At 44.2% G+C, this 19615-nt stretch carries 19 protein-coding genes; 13 read left to right on the top strand and 6 right to left on the bottom strand.

Features of this window, described 5'->3' with window-relative positions:
- Nucleotides 1-56 precede the first annotated feature (56 nt).
- The 3 genes from HC246_RS01275 (at nucleotide 57) to HC246_RS01285 (ending at nucleotide 2628) form a co-directional block, all read left to right on the top strand.
- Entirely contained in the window at nucleotides 57-344 is a 288-nt protein-coding gene (locus HC246_RS01275) for a hypothetical protein (protein WP_169361810.1), read from the top strand.
- A 43-nt stretch (nucleotides 345-387) separates the two neighbouring features.
- A complete protein-coding gene (locus tag HC246_RS01280; protein WP_169361811.1) occupies nucleotides 388-1377 on the top strand; it encodes a Gfo/Idh/MocA family protein in 990 nt (329 codons plus the stop codon).
- Between the two features lie 153 nt (nucleotides 1378-1530).
- Nucleotides 1531-2628: a WD40 repeat domain-containing protein gene (locus HC246_RS01285; protein WP_169361812.1), complete on the top strand. Its 1098-nt coding sequence runs from the start codon at nucleotides 1531-1533 to the stop codon at nucleotides 2626-2628.
- Nucleotides 2629-2869: 241 nt separating this feature from the next.
- Here the strand turns inward: HC246_RS01285 and HC246_RS01290 are convergent, their stop codons facing one another.
- Both HC246_RS01290 and HC246_RS01295 read right to left on the bottom strand, forming a co-directional pair.
- A complete protein-coding gene (locus HC246_RS01290) occupies nucleotides 2870-3823 on the bottom strand; it encodes an NACHT C-terminal helical domain 2-containing protein (protein ID WP_169361813.1) in 954 nt (317 codons plus the stop codon).
- A complete protein-coding gene (locus HC246_RS01295) occupies nucleotides 3804-5432 on the bottom strand; it encodes an NACHT domain-containing protein (protein ID WP_169361814.1) in 1629 nt (542 codons plus the stop codon). The genes HC246_RS01290 and HC246_RS01295 overlap by 20 nt, the downstream gene beginning before the upstream one ends.
- A 478-nt stretch (nucleotides 5433-5910) precedes the next feature.
- On the opposite strand from HC246_RS01295, the gene HC246_RS01300 reads away from it, so the two are divergent.
- The 3 genes from HC246_RS01300 (at nucleotide 5911) to HC246_RS01310 (ending at nucleotide 8690) form a co-directional block, all read left to right on the top strand.
- On the top strand, nucleotides 5911-6084 hold the full coding sequence (locus tag HC246_RS01300) for a hypothetical protein (protein ID WP_169361815.1): 174 nt from the start codon (nucleotides 5911-5913) through the stop codon (nucleotides 6082-6084).
- Nucleotides 6085-6127: 43 nt separating this feature from the next.
- On the top strand, nucleotides 6128-7057 hold the full coding sequence (locus HC246_RS01305; RefSeq protein ID WP_225902889.1) for a transporter substrate-binding domain-containing protein: 930 nt from the start codon (nucleotides 6128-6130) through the stop codon (nucleotides 7055-7057).
- A gap of 163 nt (nucleotides 7058-7220) precedes the next feature.
- Nucleotides 7221-8690, top strand: a complete 1470-nt coding sequence (locus HC246_RS01310; protein WP_225902890.1) for a trypsin-like peptidase domain-containing protein — start codon at nucleotides 7221-7223, stop codon at nucleotides 8688-8690.
- A 120-nt stretch (nucleotides 8691-8810) separates the two neighbouring features.
- Here HC246_RS01310 and gatA read toward each other — a convergent pair whose 3' ends face one another.
- Complete coding sequence (gene gatA, locus HC246_RS01315) at nucleotides 8811-10271, bottom strand: Asp-tRNA(Asn)/Glu-tRNA(Gln) amidotransferase subunit GatA (RefSeq protein ID WP_169361817.1); 1461 nt, start codon at nucleotides 10269-10271, stop codon at nucleotides 8811-8813.
- A 124-nt stretch (nucleotides 10272-10395) separates the two neighbouring features.
- Between gatA and HC246_RS01320 the strand changes: the two genes are divergently transcribed.
- The 5 genes from HC246_RS01320 to msrA all read left to right on the top strand — a co-directional run bounded on the left by HC246_RS01320 (nucleotide 10396) and on the right by msrA (nucleotide 14318).
- The gene (locus HC246_RS01320; RefSeq protein ID WP_169364414.1) at nucleotides 10396-10806 is read left to right on the top strand and encodes an STAS domain-containing protein; all 411 of its coding nucleotides are present in this window, start codon (nucleotides 10396-10398) and stop codon (nucleotides 10804-10806) included.
- A 365-nt stretch (nucleotides 10807-11171) separates the two neighbouring features.
- On the top strand, nucleotides 11172-11564 hold the full coding sequence (locus tag HC246_RS01325; RefSeq protein ID WP_169361818.1) for a Mini-ribonuclease 3: 393 nt from the start codon (nucleotides 11172-11174) through the stop codon (nucleotides 11562-11564).
- A complete protein-coding gene (gene rlmB / locus HC246_RS01330) occupies nucleotides 11561-13042 on the top strand; it encodes a 23S rRNA (guanosine(2251)-2'-O)-methyltransferase RlmB (protein WP_169361819.1) in 1482 nt (493 codons plus the stop codon). Before HC246_RS01325 ends, rlmB begins: the two co-directional genes overlap by 4 nt.
- A 95-nt stretch (nucleotides 13043-13137) precedes the next feature.
- Nucleotides 13138-13434: a DUF1816 domain-containing protein gene (locus tag HC246_RS01335; protein ID WP_169361820.1), complete on the top strand. Its 297-nt coding sequence runs from the start codon at nucleotides 13138-13140 to the stop codon at nucleotides 13432-13434.
- Nucleotides 13435-13661: 227 nt separating this feature from the next.
- On the top strand, nucleotides 13662-14318 hold the full coding sequence (msrA, locus tag HC246_RS01340) for a peptide-methionine (S)-S-oxide reductase MsrA (protein WP_169364415.1): 657 nt from the start codon (nucleotides 13662-13664) through the stop codon (nucleotides 14316-14318).
- A gap of 138 nt (nucleotides 14319-14456) precedes the next feature.
- Here msrA and HC246_RS01345 read toward each other — a convergent pair whose 3' ends face one another.
- A complete protein-coding gene (locus tag HC246_RS01345; RefSeq protein WP_169361821.1) occupies nucleotides 14457-15713 on the bottom strand; it encodes a glycosyltransferase family protein in 1257 nt (418 codons plus the stop codon).
- 235 nt (nucleotides 15714-15948) lie between these two features.
- Nucleotides 15949-16401 carry a DUF29 domain-containing protein gene (locus HC246_RS01350; protein WP_169361822.1) on the bottom strand — a complete coding sequence of 151 codons (453 nt, stop codon included), beginning with the start codon at nucleotides 16399-16401 and terminating at the stop codon, nucleotides 15949-15951.
- Nucleotides 16402-16571: 170 nt separating this feature from the next.
- Between HC246_RS01350 and btpA the strand changes: the two genes are divergently transcribed.
- Together btpA and HC246_RS01360 are read left to right on the top strand one after the other, a co-directional pair.
- On the top strand, nucleotides 16572-17435 hold the full coding sequence (gene btpA / locus HC246_RS01355) for a photosystem I biogenesis protein BtpA (RefSeq protein ID WP_169361823.1): 864 nt from the start codon (nucleotides 16572-16574) through the stop codon (nucleotides 17433-17435).
- Between the two features lie 89 nt (nucleotides 17436-17524).
- On the top strand, nucleotides 17525-18433 hold the full coding sequence (locus HC246_RS01360) for a vitamin K epoxide reductase family protein (protein WP_169361824.1): 909 nt from the start codon (nucleotides 17525-17527) through the stop codon (nucleotides 18431-18433).
- A gap of 43 nt (nucleotides 18434-18476) precedes the next feature.
- Here HC246_RS01360 and HC246_RS01365 read toward each other — a convergent pair whose 3' ends face one another.
- Nucleotides 18477-19451, bottom strand: a complete 975-nt coding sequence (locus HC246_RS01365; RefSeq protein ID WP_169361825.1) for a phosphate ABC transporter substrate-binding protein — start codon at nucleotides 19449-19451, stop codon at nucleotides 18477-18479.
- Nucleotides 19452-19615: the final 164 nt, after the last annotated feature.

A 19615-nucleotide genomic window follows, 5' to 3' on the forward strand; every position in this document is an offset into this window, starting at 1 on the left:
CCAAAAGCTAACAGCCAAAAGCTAACAGCTAACAACAAAACACTTCAGGAAACCCTATGTCTAAATTTCAATTTTTACTAATCTCGGCGCTAATTTCCTCGATAGTACTTTTATTTGTGGGCAGTCGTGATGGCAATCCCTTTGATACAGTATTTCCCATCGGAGTTGTGATTGGTTTAGCGATCGTGGCTCAAAAATATTTATCAGAAAAAGTCTGGAATCGCTTTGCCCGTTGGGTCAATGAAACCACAGGACGCAAAATTTTCTATGTGCGATCGCCTCGTCCTAAAGTCGTCCAAGAGCGCAAACTATTGCCGCCTTCTAAGTTAAATCGTCTGAAATAAATTATCCGCAATCCCCCGAAATAAATAAGAGAATTCTCACACCATGACCTACGCATCATTAAACCAACCTTTGCGAGTTGGCATCGTTGGTTCGGGCTTTGTTGCCAAGCTACGTGCCGAAATTTTGAGCCAAGATGCAAGGATTAAACTAGTCGCGATCGCTGGTACTCCCGAAAAAGCACAGGCGATCGCCCAAGAGTTTAATATTCCCAAGGTGCATCAATATTGGTCAGAGTTGGTGGTGCGCCCTGATGTGGATTTGGTGGTGGTATGTAATGTCAATCGCGATCATGGAGCCGTAGTTGGGCAAGCTTTGCGATCGGGCAAACACGTAATTGTGGAATATCCACTTTCCTTCAATTTGGCTGAAGCAGAAGAACTTGTAAAGCTAGCTCAACAGCAGAATTTATTGCTCCATGTCGAGCATATTGAGCTATTAGGCGGCGTACATCAATTGGTGATGGAACATTTAGCGAAAGTGGGAACTCCCTTCTATGCGCGATATTCCACCAAAAGCCCACAGCGTCCTGTACCTGACAAATGGACATATAAACCCGACCTGTTTGGCTTTCCTCTAACGGCGGCAGTTTCCCGCCTCAATCGGATTATTGTTTTATTTGGAAAAGTTAAAGCAGTTTCTTGTCAATTACGCTATAGTGGCGCAAATTTGCCTCATCATTTTACTTCCTGTGTCTGCAATGCTCAGCTTCAGTTTGAGAATGGAGTAATTGCGGATATTAGCTATAGCAAGGGTGAGAACTTCTGGCAACCAGAGCGAATTATGGAATTGCAGGGAAGTCAAGGTGCTTTAATTTTCTCTGCTGATAAAGGTAAGCTGATTACTGCCGATGGCGAAATGGAACTGGATGCGGGGACAACAAGAGGATTGTTTAAGAAGGATACAGAGAATGTCCTTTCTCATTTGTTTACAGGTACTCCGCTTTATACCAATCACGAAAGTATTTTGCATTCTCTCGCTGTGGCAAATGCGGCGGAAAAAGCGGCAGCAACTAATCAAATCGTAATGCTCTGATGAATCTCTTGCTAAATCACAAGGCAGGGCAACCACGGGGGATTTGCCCCTACCTGTATAATTTTAGATCTTGTAGGGGCTGTGCCCCCGTGCCAGCCCCCAACCTTGGACATCACAAGAATTCCTTGCATATAACATCAGCAAATAATCAATATGCCAAAGCCTAAGACGAATCTCATCCTGAATTCCAAACCTCAATCACAAATTACCCTCAGCGAATACATCACCGCGATCGCATGGTCGTCTAATAGCAAATATCTAGCGGCGGCGACTGCTTCAGGAGAGATCGTCCTGATCGATGAGGCAAAGGCAGGGAATGACCTTGCTCAGAAACAAACGGAATTACAAGCACCAACGGAAATTTCTGTGGATTGTTTGGGCTTTTCCGCCGATGGGCGTTGGCTGGCGGCTGGGGGACAGGATGGGAAGGTGCGTGTCTGGGACTTGGCAGGAGCGCAACCTGCGATCGCCTCAACGATCGACCTTGGCAAAACATGGATCGAACATCTCGTTTGGCATCCTACCCGTTCCGAATTTGCCTTTGGCTTAGGGAAATATGTGCAGGTCTGGAGTGCAGAAACTCTGGATATTGTGACTACTTTGCATTTTGAGCAATCAACGGTTTTAGCGATCGCATGGCATCCCAGTGGCGACTATCTCTCCGTTGGTGGTGATGGAGGGATTAAGGTTTGGGCGGCACAGGATTGGTATGAAGACCCTATTCTCTTTGAAATGCCCACTGCTGCGGCAAAGATGGTTTGGAATCCCTCAGGAGAATATCTCGTGGCAAGCACCCTTGATAATTTGGTGGTGGTGATGCAGTGGCTCGGTAAGGATTTTGATGCTTCTCCTTGGCGGATGCAGGGCTTTCCAGGCAAGATTCGCTACTTTGACTGGACAGCTAGTAAAACATCCCCCCTATTAGCTTCCTCAAGCGGTTCCGATGTGGTGGTGTGGGAAAAACATGCTGACTTAAATGTTGGTTGGGAAGGTGAGGTCATTAAGGGACATAACAACATTGTGGGCTTTGTTGCCTTTAAGCCTAAGACCGAAACCTTAGCATCCGCCGATGAAAATGGCAGAATCGCCATTTGGAAAGATGCGAAGGACTGGGTACAGGCGCTTGAGACTCCGATGGGTGAGATTACAGCTTTGCAATGGCAACCACAGGGCAAAAAGCTTGCTGCGGCGAATGCTGATGGTCAGCTCATGCTTTGGACAGAATCATCACAGGGTAAGGGGTTTCGCTAAAGCGATCGCTCTGGATGATTATGAAATATCCCCATAGTTCCAAAATCTCTTAGGGGCATTGCATTCTCGCAGAAGTTGATGATTTTACAGATTCCTTCAATTTGGGAATGCTCTGCCCTAAACCTCGCAACGCAGGGGCAAGCGATCGGTGAAGGCGAAGATGGTTAAGCGTTACTCAAGTAAAAAGGTAAAAGTAAAAAGTAAAAAAACATCTATTCCCAAACTTTTTACTTTTACCTTTTTACTTTTTCCTTGGCAACAGCATCGTTGCTTCGATTTCTTCGCGGACTTGTTTGCTGACGTAGCTGCGGTTCATGCACTCGACAAGGAGGAGATTGGCTTTGAAATACTTTGCAAGTAGTTGAACTTGTTCACCAGTAAACTTCCAATTGTGACAAATGTTGCGGTGGTCGATGCATAATTGGCGCAATTCACCTATCCATTCTTGTCCGTTAGTTAGCCACCATTGAACGTTATGATTAGAATTCCTTTGCTTATAGGGTAATCTATCCTTAAGTGATAGTAGCTTTTGTTGCAATACATCGTTACCCATATCACTAGCGAGTTTGAGTATGCCCTCAATATCAGGGGAATGTTCGCCTGATAGTTTGCTTGCGCTAGCCAGTTTGCTGTCAAGGTTGAGGTCGGAGTTAAGTTTGATGGAATCAGAAGTGCTTACTATAGAGGCAAGCCATGTGCCATCGGGGGCACTGACAGCAAGCATGGAATTGTTATCATTCCATGTGCTGCCATTGGGTACTCTGACAACAATAGTGGAATCGCCATTATCATTAAGCACAAGGATGGATTCGGGGGCGTGGAAAGCGCGGCTTTTGGGTCTATTGAACCCACTGCTTTGAGATCTGTTGAAACCGCTATCTTCGGAGCTATTAAAACCGCTATCTTCATGGCTATTGAGTCGCTTGACGAGGGCAACGACACGTTCATGAACAATGGCGAGATTATGGTCGATAGCTAGGATTAGAGCGATGGCATAGTCAATGGCTATGTCTAGGGCATATAACTCAGATTCAAAGTAATAAGCTCTTACAGCAACCGTTTTATAATTTGTCTGAACTGAATCTGCCTTATGTTTTGCCCAAAGTAAAAACTTTTGCAAATTCTCATCTTCGGCTAATATTCCATCAATCTGCTTTTTCAGCAATCGCCAAAAGTCATCTGAGCCTCTCAACATTTCTGCTGTCAATAAGAAAACTTCTTTCCATCGTGGATCGGTGATATGCTACCAGCATCTCCCATTGACATTCCCGCACGATTTCTCGTGCCGTAAAATATTCTTGAAAAGTTAAATGTGAAAAGGAATAAATATTTCTTGCCCGTTCCACTAGCAGCCCATGATGGTGCTCGATTGTTTTTAGCACAACTTCAAGATCAAGGCTATGCGCGTCAGGATCGGATGAGGCTTTGGGAAGATTGCAGATATAGTCTTTAATTTGTTGTTGTAAATCCTCTTGTTGAAATAAATATTCCCCACTTACAAAGGAGCGAAAGGCGATTTTCGCAAGCATGTCTGCTTTGTCCTCAGAAGATAGTTTTTTGTATATTTGCTCCCCTCTAAAGTGCCTTGAAACATCTCTGTCAACATTACGTTTTTTATCCCACTGTTTTAGTAAAAAACTTAAACATTCCTTGAGAAGATCAGATCGTCTTTCAGAAAGATTATTTTTTTCCTCAAAAACAAAACATAAAAACGTCAATAACAAAGGATTTTTCGCTAATTCTTTTACAGATTTATTCTCTTTCAAATTCTTTAACAACCTCGCCGCTTTTGACGGACTTTTCTTCTGAAACCACTTATTTACAAACGTCAATATCTGTTGTTTGTCAAAATCAGCAATTTCCACGTCCGTAAACTTCTCAAACTGATAGTCCCGCGCTGCAATTCGACAAGTGATTACAAATCGATTGTTGAGCCAATCCCTAGAAAATTTATCTATATCTTGCTTAACGCGTTGATCGTCTTCCTTTTTGACTTCATCTAATCCATCCAACAAGATCAAAGCTTTCCCATTTTCTAGCAAGCGTTCTACTGAATCTCGCGTCACCTTGCGCTGTTGCAACTCACTAAAAATATATTCCTGTAACGATGGTTCGCCCCTAGTTTCGGCATAAACTTTCAGAGTCACAAAGATTGGCACAAGCTCCCCATGAAATTTTCCATTGAGGCAAGACATCGCCAAATATTTCATAAATGTAGTTTTCCCCGCCCCCGGTTTGCCTAATACAATCAGCTTTTGCAACTTATTTACCGCATCAAAACTCGTCACCCGTTTTTGATTTGTTCCCACTAAAAAGCGGTCAAAATGTTCGCGAGTACAAACATCCATCACCTCGTCATATCCAATGCGTCGTAGTCCAGTCAGCTCTTTTATGATACTAACATCGGTATAAATACGAGCTAGATCAAGAGGTTGCGTCATATCCAACACTCTCATTGTTCCACAACACTCAGTAACATCCGCCGCGATTTTTTGCTTCACCTCTTGGACTAGGAGATCGAGATTGTCGTCAGGTTGAAGATCAGCTTTTACATTTTGCTTTTTCGCCTCTGTCTCTAACCAATTTCTCAACTTATTCGCCTTATTCGCGCCAGTACCCGTAATACTAAATTTCTTGTAAATACCAGTCTTGCGATTGCGGATTGCCTCAACTGTGACATGTAGTTGTTCCGATATCTCGCGATCTCCCTTACCATTGCCCCACCAAAGCAAAAACACTTCTTCTTGTTCAGGAGACAACTCGTACTTACGAGCCAAATCAGTTAAGAAATTGCGAGGAAACATAGGCAATCTGGCGATTAGATAGGCTTATCTTAACCGAAAATTTAAGATGAACAAAACCTGTAGGGGTTCAGCATTTGCTCCACAATCTCAAAACCCATCACAGAGATATCACTCTGCAAATGCTGAACCCTCTCCGCTTTTACCGATAAATTTTCCCTGCGGTTTGAGAATAATCGATGCATATTCAAGGTTGAGGGCAAAACATTCCCGATTTAAAAAATTGTCCCTGCGATTTGAGATTAAGGGCAAAGCATTCCCGATTTAAAAAGCTCGGTAAATTTGTAAATTATTGCGGGAATGCTTTGCCCCTACAGCCTTTGATCTTTTTTGTGGTAGTGGAGGTAAGTTCTGTAACCCTGACTATGTAAGGAAATATGTAAGGCAATGTAAGGCTTGTAAGGCTATGTATGTGGAGTGACCTCCAAACCTAATTTGAGATTCTTGATATTGTCAAAACAACCAAAGGCAATTCAAAAATATGAATACTCAAAATCAAAAGCAAGTTACAACTCAAGCGATCGCCCAAAACAACAACGCAGATAACCCAAACACCAATCCTGCATTTGTTAACGATCCAACCTTCTGGATTATTATCGCCCTCGCCTTTCTCTTTCGCGTCATCCTCGATCGCCCATCTCCAACCAAAAAGTAAATGCTACTATTCCTATAGCAGTTTTCAAAGGATGCATACTCCTTTGAAAACTGCATTAGCAATCCTCAATCAATTGTGGAGATATGTGGGTGTGAGACAGATAGAAAAAGGCAACAAATCTCAAACTAATAGAAGGCAGTATCTAAATTGCTTAGCAGTCGTCTCATCCACGCTCACCATAGCAACACCGATCGCCTTATGGGATTTAGCAAATCCCCTCACTGCCCAACCACTCACCCATGCGATCGCCTCTAGTTCCAATAACAACTCCGCCATAAATTCAGACATCAATTCCCTAGATGCAATTCAGAAACGCGGCAAACTAATCGTGGGCATTAAGGACAACTTGCCACCATTGGGATTTCGCGATCGCAATGGCAACTTAGCAGGATTAGAAATCGAACTTGCCCGTGAATTAGGTAAAGAGCTAAATATACCCGTCGAATTTGTCCCACTCAAAAATCGCGATCGCCTATCTGCATTAGCCAATAATCAAGTAGATTTAGCGATCGCCCAAATTACCGTCACCACCAATCGCACACGCCTAGTTGATTTCTCCTTGCCCTACTACACCGATAGCACCATCGCGATCGCCAAGCAGGGCAACACCCGTCAAGACCTCAACCAACCCATAGCGATCGCTGTTCTCAAAAATTCCGCATCCATTGCCGTGATCCAATCGCAATTTCCCAAGGCAGCAATTATTGGCGCGAATTCCTACGAGGATGGTCTAGCTGCCCTACAAGCAGGTAAAGTCAAAGCCTTTGTTGGCGATCGCAGCAGTCTCACCCAATGGCTCAAGGAACACCCCGAATATGAAATTATTGGTCAGCCCTTAGCCGTACATAGTTTAGCGATCGCCTTACCGCGTGGACTCCAGCATTTAGACTTGCGCGATCGGGTCTTTGCCATTGTGGACAAATGGCGCAAAAGTAGCTGGCTCACAGACAGAGTAAAATATTGGGGATTGTAGATAAATCCTAAATAGTTTGTGAAAGCGCAACCCTTTGGGTTGCGCTTTCACAAACTATTTAATTAAAAACCAAGCCCAGTAAGGTTTTTCAAATGAAGAAATGGCGTAGCTATTTTTTCATTTGGTATAGATTGGAAACAAGCAAGTATGGCAGCTAGTCTATTTGTCTAGCCGCAAATCGCTAAAGGTATCGACAAAGATGATTGTGTTTGAGGATGGTGCTGTGAAAAAAGGAATAAAAAAAGGTTTTGTAAATTTGGTTGCCTCTAGCCTCGTGCTATGCGGCGGCATGAATGCGATCGCCGCCCTTCCTTTCATGGTATCCACACCCGCACAGGCTCAATCCGACGAAGATACGAATATTCGTGTTTATAAATTAGCTAGCCCTGCGGTCGTCTCGATCCAAACGCAACGGGGTAATGGCAGTGGCTCAATTATTGATCCGACAGGCTTAGTTTTGACCAATGCCCATGTCGTGCGGGGTGTCACCACCGTTAATGTCATCCTCAGTGATAAGCGTCAGTTTCGTGGAACCGTGATCGCCAGTAGCCGTAACCCTGACCTCGCGCTAATTAAACTAGATGGAGTCACCACCAATCTGCCAACTGTTACCATCGCCACTTCCAATGGTATTCAAGTAGGACAGCGTGCCTTTGCGATCGGTAATCCCTTTGGACGCTTTGCAGGCACACTCACCACAGGCATCATCAGTCGCATCGATCGCGATCGCAAATTATTACAAACCGATGCCGCTCTCAATCCCGGAAATTCGGGTGGACCTTTGCTCAATAGTCGTGGGGAATTAGTGGGCGTAAACACCGCAATTTTTACCACCACTTCGACAAATAGTGGCATTGGTTTAGCGATCGAAGCCGATACTGTTAATCAATTTATAGCGGCAGCTCGTCAAGGTAGAGTCCCGAGTTCCGTCGCAAACCTACCTAACCCCAGCACTCTAACCTTAGATGGCAATCCGATTACCTCCACCCTCGGCACAAATGACAATACCTTGCCCGATGGCAGCTACTACAAGGCATATCAGTTTCAGGGTCAAGCAGGACAATCGGTAGTGATCGAGATGCGCGGTAATGGGATTGATCCCTACCTCGTATTATTCGACGCTAAGGGGCGCAAAATTGCCGAGGATGATGATGGTGGCGGCGGCAAAAATGCCCGTATTGCCATTACCTTACCTAGCACAGGCAAATATACTCTCTATGCCAATTCCTATGAAGTCGGCGATACAGGTTCCTTTACCCTCTCAGGTCGCATCAGCAATAACTTCACAGCCGAGACAACAAGCGATCGCGATATCCTCTTACAAAAAAATGGCACTTTAGACGACAAGAGCCGCGTCTTAGCCAGAGATGGCAGTCTATTCGATACCTTTAGCTTTAATGCCCAAGCAGGACAAATCGTCCAAATCGATCTGGTCAGTTCCGACTTTCACCCCTATCTAGTCCTATTTGCCCCCAACAGCAAAGTTTTAAAAGAGAACAATGGCTTGCCAAGTCGTACCAGTGCATCGATTACCGTTGAGTTACCCTTTACAGGAACCTATCGCACCATCGTCAATGCCTTCGATCGCACAGGCAAAGGTACATACAAACTAATCGTAAAGAGACTCAGATAAGCAAAAAGCTTTGCTTATCTGAGTCTCTTTACGAAAGTGTACCAACACTCTTGTGAATTAAAAAACCAACCCAATCAGGATTAAAAACACAAAATGGCAATGCCATTTTGTGTTTTGGTATTAAATTTTAGGTTGGCGCTTGTGCCATTCCGTTGACTGCTCGTAGCCATAGGCGACTTGCAACAGCACATCTTCTCGCAACACGTTAGAGACCAGTTGGAGACCGATGGGCAAACCTTTGGAGTCAAAGCCGCAAGGAATACTAATTCCAGGTAGTCCCGCAAGGTTGACAGGAATAGTCATCAAATCCGATAGATACATCCCAAGTGGATCTTCAGTTTTACTGCCAGCTTGGAAAGCGGTAGTCGGAGCCGTGGGGCATACGAGGACATCGACTTGCTCAAAAGCTTTTTGGAAGTCTTGCACAATCAAAGTTCTGACTTTTTGCGCCTTCAGGTAATAGGCATCGTAATAACCTGCGGACAGTACATATGTCCCAATCATGATCCGTCGCTTGACTTCCGCACCAAAACCTTGCTCGCGAGTATTCTCATACATACTCAGCAAATTATCGGCATTTTCATCCCGCAAGCCATACTTTACGCCATCATAGCGGGCGAGGTTTGCCGATGCCTCAGAGGGAGCAATGATGTAATAGGTAGGTAAGCCATAGCGAAAACGTGGACAGGAAATTTCATAAACCTCTGCACCCATACTCTCGAAATGGGCGATCGCTTTTCTGACCGCAGCTTCCACTTCACTATCTAAACCTTCACCGAAGGTTTCGGTAATTACACCAACTCTTTTGCCCTTGAGGGATTGAGTTAGATCAGGTGTTAATAAAGCAGCATAATCAGGAATTTCTGTCTTAATGCTTGTTGAATCCTTAGGGTCATAACCTGCGATCGCACCCAAGAAAATCGCCGCATCTTCAACGGTGTTAGCAAAAGGACCAATTTGATCGAGGGATGAAGCAAAGGCAACTAGTCCAAATCTGGAAACTAGTCCATAGGTAGGCTTTAGTCCCACCACACCACAATAGGAAGCAGGTTGACGAATCGAGCCACCCGTATCGGAACCTGTCGCAATTACACATTCACCACTAGAAACTGCTGCTGCCGAGCCACCTGACGATCCTCCTGGAACATAGTCTGTATTCCAAGGATTCGTAGTTTGGGCGATTGCTGAGTTTTCCGTTGAGCTACCCATCGCAAACTCATCGAGGTTAGTCTTACCAACCATCACGGCTCCAGCCTCACGCAATTTAGCGGTAATTGTCGCCTCATAGGGGGGCACAAAATTTCTGAGCATATTGGAGCCACAGGTAGTAGGCATTCCCTTGACACACATATTGTCTTTCATGCCAAGGGGGACACCTGCTAATGCTGGTAAGGTCTCACCTGCGGCGATCGCAGCATCAATGACCTTTGCTTGGGCGATCGCCACTTCGGGAGTAACAGTGACAAAACTATGTAATTTCGGTTCTAGCCGATCAATGCGATCTAAAAACTCTTGAGCAATTTCAGTTGCTGATCGCTCTTTATTGATTAAGGTTTGCCGAATTTGGGCGATCGATGACATAAACAATCTGATGGGTTATTGGGCAGAATCCCAATTATAAAACCAAACCAGCTAATGCTAACGATAGGGTAATTTAACAATTTTCTGGACAAGTGCGGACAAAGCAAATACAATATATCCGCAAATTAAGGTACGTTCGCACCGCTTGGAGGTCATTATTCCTGAACCGCTAACCCTGACTGTGAGTTTACGAGGCAGCCGCGAAGTCAAGGACACCTATCAATTGATCCGCCTCACAGGTCTTCTCGACGCTTTTTCTGAGCCAGCCTTTAAGAAGGTAATTGGTAAGTGCGTTGAGGATGGACCTTCTAATGTGATTTTAGATCTGTCAACCATTGATTTTGTCGATAGCTCTGGGCTTGGGGTTTTGGTGCAAATGGCTAAAAAAACTCAGGGGCTGAGTGGCACTCTTCAGATTATTACCAATCCTAGAGTTACCCAAACTGTCAAACTAGTCCGCTTAGACCAATTCCTATCACTCCAGACATCAATTGATGAAGCTCTGGCAAAAATTGATCAGCCCAAGCAAGGCTAGAGAATCCACTCACGATCTACATCACAAAATCACGCTCGACGTAAAACTTTAAAATTAAGTTGAGTCAAAAATGAACAAAACTTAATCACTAGATGTTTAGGGAGATTAATTGGGGCAAATCTTCTTGTTTTGATGTTTGTATTGAATCTACCGACTTTCAAAAACTATTGTCTCGAGATTGTGCTGATTTAGGCAGAATCAACTTATGATGTAAGTAAGACAAAGTTTATAAATACTGATGGGCAAGCAATGCTTGCCCATCAGTGTCTAAAATAAATGTAAATGTTAAATATCTACGTCAGTATCTAAACATTGTTGTCCAAACGTACTTTAAGCAAACTCTTGTGTAACGGCATTATTCCATAATGTCTCTTAGCCGAACTATTGACAATATCGCTGAGATCCCAGTCTCTGCTCTAGCCTATATTGGAGATGCTATTTATGAAATGCAGATGCGATTGCATTACTTGCTACCGCCACGTACTGCTAAGCAATATCACCAACTTGTAGTTAGTCAAGTCAGAGCAGAGCAACAAGCGCAACTCCTCGAAAAACTTGATCTCACAGAATTTGAGTCCGATCTCGTAAGACGCGGGCGCAATGCTGCGGGATCGGCTCCCCGTAAAGTCAATCCTCACATTTATCAAAAAGCAACAGGATTTGAGGTACTGATTGGTTATCTTTACTTAACCGATCGCGATCGCCTCGACCAAATTTTTACTCAGCTACTTAGCCACATCGATCCCCCATCGCCATGACATCGCAACCCAAACTGAAATCGAAGAAGAAAAAGTCCAATAGAGACATAGATAGGAATTTCGAGAGTCGTCCAGAAAAGTCTTTCGATAAATATTCGGACAAACGGACTGACAGCCGTGCTGGTAAGTATTCAGATAAATATGCTGACAAACGCTCGGATAAGCGCCCAGACCGAGCAGAAAAGTCCTTTGATAAACCTTACAAAGCCGCAGACAGCCGCTCTGATTCTAAATATTCAGGCAAATCTGACAGGTATTCAGACAAATATGCAGATCGTCGCCCCGAAAAGAGTTTTGAGAGACGAGCAGATGCACCTGAACCAAGATTCGATCGCAAGTTTGATAAGCCGATCGCCAAAAAGATTGGGGACAAGTTTGCTGAAAAGAAGTTCGGCGATAAAAAATTCGGCGATAAGAAATTTGGCGATAAATTTGGTGACAAGAAGTTTGGCGATCGCAAGTTTGATCGGGATCGCCCTGAGCGCTCTGAGCGTGGCGATCGTGATTTCGGTGATCGTCCTGAACGTAAATTTGATCGCTCTGATCGCGATCGCAATTTTGGTGATCGTCCTGACCGCAAATTTGATCGAGATCGCAACTTTGGAGATCGTCCATCGGTTCCCAACTTTGAAAGGCGATCGCTGCCACCAATTTCGCGCAATCTTGATCCCGATGGCGAACTAGCGATTGTGCCACCCAGCCAAGCTGAAGCAAATCCTGATATTGTCTATGGTCGTCATGCCGTTGAAGCAGTATTAAATAGCGATCGCAGCATTAACCGTATTTGGGTCACACCCAGACTGCGTTACTCCGCTGACTTCTTGCCCCTCATTGATGAAGCTAAGTCAGGCGGAGCCGTAGTTGATGAAGTGGACAATACCCGTCTTGATCGCATCACTGAAAATGGTAGACATCAAGGGATCGCCGTTCAAGTTTCCGCTTATGAATATGCGGATCTTGATGAATTGATTGTGAAGGCAAAAGAGAAATCTACTAATCCTGTGATTGTGATAGCTGATGGAATCACTGATCCCCATAATTTGGGAGCAATTATTCGCAGTGCAGCAGCTCTTGGAGCGCAGGCTCTCGTGATTCCTCAGCGTCGTGCGGCGGGGATCACAGCCACTGTCGCTAAGGTTGCTGCGGGTACATTGGAAATTCTTCCCGTTGCGCGTGTAGTCAATCTCAATCGTGCCCTTGAGAAAATTAAGGAAGCTGGTTTTTGGGTATATGGAACTGTCGCAAGTTCAGGTGATGCCATTCACAAAGCCAAATTTACTGGAGCGATCGCTTTGGTGATTGGAGCGGAAGGAGAAGGATTAAGTCTTTCCATTCAGAAAAATTGCGACTTCCTTGTATCTATTCCTTTAGATGGAAAAGTGGAAAGCTTAAACGCATCAGTAGCGACAGGAATGGCGCTATATGAGATTTTCAGACAACGTTGGGTAAATACGTTAAACCTGAACAATTTGTCTTGAAGTCATGTTTTAAGTTATATAAAGATATAGGAAGAAAGCTTTAAATTTAAGGCTTTGTCATTCACCTAAACCATTCACTTTAGCTATGTAAACTCATGGGTGGTAACTTGTTTAAGAACATTTTTACATCAATTCTCGAAACGTTTGGTTTGGCAGTGTGGGTCGAAATTGTCACCGATTCACCACGTTGTACTTATTATTTTGGACCTTTCAGCAATGAGTCTGAAGCTGAATCTGCCAAAAGTGGTTACATCGAAGATTTAGAGGCTGAAGGGTCTAAGGGTTTGGCTGTAACAGTTAAACGTTGCAGACCAGAAAATCTCACAGTTTATGATGACTCACTGGATTTTAAGTTCGACCGCTTTCCTGCATTTAGCGGTCAGACTCTGTAATCACTAAATTGATCAATGACTACAGGGGCTGATGCCCCTAGTTTTTTATGAGATAAATGCATAAAGAGGATCTTTACAAGATCCATATCTGTGCATATCAGCGATCGCTGGATGTCAGTTTAATTATTAGAAATTTTTGATATAGCAATTCAGCATCAAATGAGGGGACTGCCCTTTTGCCTTACCTCTTATGTGAATGCTAAACATTTTTTATTTTTTTAGTGAGCATTATGTTATTTGGACTTGGCAAAAAACTAACACTTCCAACTGCGGCAAATGCTCTTGCTGGCAGATCTACAGCAATTCCCACAGCGTCACACCATTTTGTCAATGGCAATGCGCTGAAACCGCCTTTTCCTGAAGGAATGGAAACTGCTGTATTTGGTTTGGGATGTTTTTGGGGAGCAGAGCGTCGATTCTGGCAACAAAAGGGGATTTATGTAACGGCTGTCGGTTATGCCGCAGGCTTAACACCTAACCCCACCTACGAAGAGGTTTGCTCTGGCATGACTGGACATAATGAAGTTGTCCTAGTTGTGTACGATCCCAAGGTAATTAGCTACTCCGATTTGCTAAAAGTCTTTTGGGAATCCCATAATCCCACACAGGGAATGCGTCAGGGCAATGATCAGGGAACGCAATATCGTTCAGGTATTTATGTCTACAACGATGTCCAACGCAAGTTAGCTGAGGATTCGCGAGAAGTTTATCAGGATGCACTGAAGGCTTCGGGCATGAAGCAAGGTATTACCACGGAAATTCGTGATGCAGGCGAGTTTTATTATGCTGAGGGCTACCATCAGCAATATCTTGCTAAAAACCCCAATGGCTATTGTGGTCTAGGTGGCACAAATGTTTGCTACCCTGCTGCCACAGTCGCCTAAATTGCAAAAAGAGTTCGCAATGCGAACTCTTTGTTTTACTAACTTCCCAGTGAATAGAGGTGTGCGGCTTTGCCGCACACCTCTATTCACTTTTTTTCGATTGGGAATAGCGTCTAAAAGCCTCGCATTGCGAGGCTTTTAGATTGCGTTGATGACCATTGCGGCAAGTTTGCTGGCCGCACCTGCTTCTCCGCATACTTGTTTTAAGCGATCTCGCACTTTCTCTAGTTCTTCAGGATGCTCCAGATAAACCACAATTTGCTCAGCAATTTGGGTAGGCGTAAGTTCTCCTAAAAACTCTGGCACGATCGCTTCACCTGCCCAGATATTTGGCCAAGCTAGTAATTGACCTTTTTTCTGAATTTGGGAGATGAGAATGGAATTAATGATCTTGGATAGTACCTTCCCTAATAATGGGGCAGCCGCTAGTAACCCCCATATTCCATCCCAGCCAATTTTCATGTCAGTAAAATTTGTTGGCAAAAGGACGATCATCGGTTGATGAAGAGAGGCAAGCTCAGCAGTATTTGCGCCAACAGTAGTAACGCAAAGTTGACTGCTCTTGATGAGGGCATGGGCAGGAAATTCACGATGAATCTTGATAGTTGTTCCTTTTGCGGTTAATAAGTTGCCATCAGCCAAGTTTGCCGTCGATCCCTCACTATCTGCGGTTGGAAAACTGAACTGGGCATAGGTCGCTAAAATTTCGGGTGTCGTCGTAGGCGCAAGGGCGATCGCTAGTTCAATATCAGGATACTTTTGGTGCAAAATATCAGCGATCGCCACAACTAGAGGCACACCAATCCTGAGTTTGTGTCCCTTTGATCCCGGCATAAAACAAATACGCTTCTGGGTGAGTGATTCTGATTGCGGTTGGGAATCTAGGCGATCCACCATTAAGTCCCCAATTACATGCGCTTTGTGTCGGAATGGGCTAGGAATTTTAGTGGAGATCGCCTCATTTCGTACGGCAAACAAATCCACCCAGCGATACCATCTTGCCTCCCACTCAGCATAGATTAGAGTTTTGTAGCCCAGCCGTTTAGCGATCGCTAAGGCAAAAAACTGATCCCCTCCCAAAAATACGACCATGCCCTGTTTAGCCCATTGCCAATCAGGAGTTTTGCCCCATATTAGAAAATCGAAAAATTGTTCCTGCGGCAAGACGCGATCAACATTGGGAAAACTTTTAGCGAGTTGCGCTTCCTGTCCACTGGCATTTTGACAAGGGGCAAGGGCGATCGAGATCCGAGTTTTCGCTGCATCATCTGGAGATCGCCACGCACTTTCCAAAGCTTTCAGAAAAGGATATACCCATGTGGTCAGCTCCCCTGGTCCATTGGACAGGATCAGGATATCCGTAGAAATATCTGTGACAAGAGGAGTGGAGAGCATGAATAATTACCGACTTTTCTTCCCAATCATAAACCCAAAATATAAGCGGCGGCGCTTCGCGCCGCCACTTAATATTTAAAACCTCGTATTCCCATGCGCTCAAGGATTTATCGAGGAAAGCATAATACAGCCTGTTGAGGCTTACTTAAAGTATTACAGAGAAATTTGTGAAAGCACGGCGAAGCCGTGCTTTCACAAATTTCTCTGGGTTTCAAGTCAGCGCAAAGCGCTGTAGCTATTCCCAAAAATCAACATTGAGCATTGTGTCGATATCCCGCCCAAATTGCCATGTATCGGGGAATTGGTAATCAGGGTATTCAATCTTGAGCCGCTTTAAAGAAGTTTCAAAGCAATCATCAAACATTTTCAAAAAGTGACGCTTGAGGCTAGGTGACTGTCTGAGCAGTGATTTTAGTTCATCTCGTTGCTCGAATATTGTTAACAGCCAGCCACGATAACATTCAGGCATATCGACATAGCATCGTTTCAGGATATGTTCGATTAATCTTTTGAGTCTGCTCTCAATCTCACGTTTGTTACTGCCTGACAAGCCCTCTAACTCCTCTATTAAATTTTCGACATCAAGATTGTGAAAATCACCTGCTTTTAATTGGGTGATCACAGTCTCTAACCACAGATCAAGATCGCGCTCGTACAGGGTCAATGGTGGTGCAATTGCTTGAGTCATTTATTTTGCTCCTTTGCTATTGGCGCGATCGCTAAAACTCATTTTCTGTATTATCGCTAGAAATTGAAATGACGGGATCGAATTCACGATAAAATTATGCACTCATAATCGAGTTAAATTAAAAGCTAGTAACTGAGCTTTTTACCCAAATTTTTATAAACATCACGCATGTGGATTTAATTAGTTTATTTGATACATCAAAACCCGTAATAGGGGTCATTCATCTTTTACCATTGCCTACTTCACCGCGTTGGGGGAGCAGCCTTAAAGAGGTCATTGATCGAGCCGAACAAGAAGCCACTGCCCTTGCCGCAGGCGGAGTTCAAGGAATTATCGTAGAGAATTTTTTTGACGCTCCCTTTACTAAAGATCGTGTTGATCCTGCGGTGGTTAGTGCCATGAGTCTGGTTGTGCATCGAGTCAAACAGATGGTGGGTATCCCCGTAGGCATTAATGTTCTGAGGAATGACGGTCATAGCGCGATGGCGATCGCCTCCTGTGTAGGCGCTCAGTTTATCCGTGTCAATGTCCTCATGGGCGTAATGGCAACCGATCAAGGCATTATCGAAGGTGATGCTTATCAACTGCTGCGTTATCGCCGCGAACTCGGTACAGATGTGAAAATCTTTGCTGATGTTTTGGTCAAGCACGCTCAACCCATTTCTGTGCCCCAAATTACTGCGGCGGTTCACGATACGATTCATCGCGGACTTGCCGATGCCGTGATTCTATCAGGATGGGCAACAGGCAATCCACCGACAACTGAGGATCTCAAGGAAGCAAAGCTTGCCTGTGGTGACACGCCTCTATTTGTTGGATCTGGCGCAACATGGGACAATGTGCCGCAACTGATGCAATATGCTGATGGTGTCATTGTTTCCAGTTCTCTCAAGCGAAATGGTCAGATTCAACAGGCGATCGATCCGATTCGGGTCAGCCGTTTTGTTGATGCTGTCCGTTTGGATATTGCTAATCGCAAAAAAAATCTGGCTGAAGAGCAAATATTGCGATCGCCAACAGTGTCAATTGGGTAAAAGTAGATTGAATAAACTCTTATAATTTGGAAATCATGGTGCAATATGCGCTGTGATTTTCAACGGGGCTATTAGCAGGTAGGTACAAATTGTCTGGAACAAATACGCGAAAACGATCTGAGCCTTGGTTGCATCGATGGTCGCACCCTGCGATCATTGCGATCGCTATATTTGGCTTTTCGCTTACAACCTATTTAACCGTCACACACTTCTTTGGGCAAAAAGTTGCTCTTTGTGATGTTCAAGGCAGTGGTTGTGACCTAGTACTAAGTAGTGAATATGCCAAAATCTTTGGTATTCCCCTCACGATTTTTGGAGCTTTAGGCTATCTGACTCTGGGGCTTCTGGCTGGAGTGCCAATGTTGCTAAAACGCGACGACCCTAAAGAGCAAGCCAAAATCAAGGAAGTTGCCAATTTCTTGATGTTTATGGTTTCGTCAGCAACATTTGTGTTTAGTGGTTACTTAATGTATCTACTTGCCTCAGGCAAAGTTGACAGCATTAACGGACAACCACAGTTTTGCCTTTACTGTGTCACCTCCGCGACAAACATGGCTTTGATTTGGTTGCTGACAGTATTTGGCAACTCTTGGAAAGATGTGGGGCAGTTGTTCTTCACAGGTGCGATCGTGGCGATCATCACCTTGACAGCTACTGTTGGTGTTTATGCTAGCCAAACTAAGATTGCTGTGCAAAGTAATTCTTTTGCTGGTAGGCTCGCCCATCACTTGACTGCCACCAATGCCAAGATGTATGGCGCATATTGGTGTCCGCATTGTCAGGATCAGAAAGCAAGATTTGGCGAGGCAAAGAAACTAATTCCTTACGTGGAATGTGCTGCCAATCCTCCTAATGGAGTAAAGTCAGAGGCTCAACTATGCGAGCAAAAAGGCATTAAGGGTTATCCTACTTGGGAAATTAATGGCAAGATGGTTTCAGGCGAGCGCTCTTTAGATGAACTAGCTGATTTATCGGGTTATACAGGCGAGCGTAAATAAAATTATCAATTCATAAAAAAAGGGATGCAATGCATCCCTTTTTTTATTGCATAGGAATGAATCCTAATTTCTGGACAATTTGCTGACCTTGAGGCGAAAGGGCAAACTCGATAAATTGCTTAACAACAGGGCTAGTTGTTTTCTTGGCTCCTAAAAACAAACTCCGACTGATCGGATACTTACCAGATTTAATCGCAGCGATATCAGTAGCATTGATGCCATCAATTGCCACTATTCTGACAATTTCCTGTTTTTCCACTTGAGAAACTGTGGCATAACTAATGCCGTTATCGCCTAAATCCCTTAAAATTGCTGTCGTTTCATCCTGTTTCCAAGTAATGAAGTTAGGGCTATCAGGTGGAAAGTTTTGCCCAAGTAGGACGATATCTTGAAAAGCTTCTCTAGTGCCGCTTGTGGTTGCGCGATTAATTACTTTAATTGGTTGATTTGTGCCACCAACTTGTGACCAATTGGTGATTTTGCCCTGATAAATATCACGAACTTGATCTTTAGTTAAATTGCCTTTAAAGGGATTGTTAATGCCCACTACTACAGCGATCGCATCTTTGGCGATCGGTACTAGTTGGACACCTGCTTGGGCTTCTGCGGCTTTGAGAGGACGTGAGGTTGCAGCGATCGAGATCGAGCCACTTATCAGATTTTGCAAACCTTGACTAGAGCCATTGGGTTTACCATCAGGCAATCCAAATGTGGTGGGGATATTCGGATTAACTTGGCTATAGGCAGTCCGCAATTCTTTAATTAACGTCACCATCGTGGTACTGCCGTCAATTTCCAAAACATTGGGATTGGGCAAAGATGTATCAAAATTTAAGCTAGTTGGAGTTGGCGCACTGGTTTTAGTAGCTGTAGGAGATGTTGCTTCAGGTGTGGCTGTCGAAGTTGGGGATTGAGTTGGTTTACTCTGCTGCGAGAAGAACCAATAGCCACCACCAGCAATCCCTGCTGTGACCAGTAATGACAGAACTAAAACTGTAGTTTCTTTGCCCTGTGACATAAATTTTAAATACCTAGATATCTCGCATAACTTTAGCGTGAATTTAAATAAAGAACCGATTTTTGTAGTGCGGCTTTGCCGCATCACAAAAATTGACTTTTAACCCTTAACGAAGGTCAAGATAAACATATGAGCTAAGATCTAGTCTAGAAGTAGTAATCATT

Origin of the sequence: Pseudanabaena yagii GIHE-NHR1, from assembly GCF_012863495.1 — a bacterium.
Lineage (GTDB): Bacteria > Cyanobacteriota > Cyanobacteriia > Pseudanabaenales > Pseudanabaenaceae > Pseudanabaena > Pseudanabaena yagii.

What these genes read in the sequence shown, in the direction of transcription:
- HC246_RS01275 (WP_169361810.1), top strand. Translation starts at nt 57, where the DNA reads ATGTCTAAATTTCAATTTTTACTAATCTCGGCGCTAATTTCCTCGATA.
- HC246_RS01280 (WP_169361811.1), top strand. Translation starts at nt 388, where the DNA reads ATGACCTACGCATCATTAAACCAACCTTTGCGAGTTGGCATCGTTGGT.
- HC246_RS01285 (WP_169361812.1), top strand. Translation starts at nt 1,531, where the DNA reads ATGCCAAAGCCTAAGACGAATCTCATCCTGAATTCCAAACCTCAATCA.
- HC246_RS01290 (WP_169361813.1), bottom strand. Translation starts at nt 3,823, where the DNA reads ATGTTGAGAGGCTCAGATGACTTTTGGCGATTGCTGAAAAAGCAGATT.
- HC246_RS01295 (WP_169361814.1), bottom strand. Translation starts at nt 5,432, where the DNA reads ATGTTTCCTCGCAATTTCTTAACTGATTTGGCTCGTAAGTACGAGTTG.
- HC246_RS01300 (WP_169361815.1), top strand. Translation starts at nt 5,911, where the DNA reads ATGAATACTCAAAATCAAAAGCAAGTTACAACTCAAGCGATCGCCCAA.
- gatA (WP_169361817.1), bottom strand. Translation starts at nt 10,271, where the DNA reads ATGTCATCGATCGCCCAAATTCGGCAAACCTTAATCAATAAAGAGCGA.
- HC246_RS01325 (WP_169361818.1), top strand. Translation starts at nt 11,172, where the DNA reads ATGTCTCTTAGCCGAACTATTGACAATATCGCTGAGATCCCAGTCTCT.
- rlmB (WP_169361819.1), top strand. Translation starts at nt 11,561, where the DNA reads ATGACATCGCAACCCAAACTGAAATCGAAGAAGAAAAAGTCCAATAGA.
- HC246_RS01335 (WP_169361820.1), top strand. Translation starts at nt 13,138, where the DNA reads ATGGGTGGTAACTTGTTTAAGAACATTTTTACATCAATTCTCGAAACG.
- HC246_RS01345 (WP_169361821.1), bottom strand. Translation starts at nt 15,713, where the DNA reads ATGCTCTCCACTCCTCTTGTCACAGATATTTCTACGGATATCCTGATC.
- HC246_RS01350 (WP_169361822.1), bottom strand. Translation starts at nt 16,401, where the DNA reads ATGACTCAAGCAATTGCACCACCATTGACCCTGTACGAGCGCGATCTT.
- HC246_RS01365 (WP_169361825.1), bottom strand. Translation starts at nt 19,451, where the DNA reads ATGTCACAGGGCAAAGAAACTACAGTTTTAGTTCTGTCATTACTGGTC.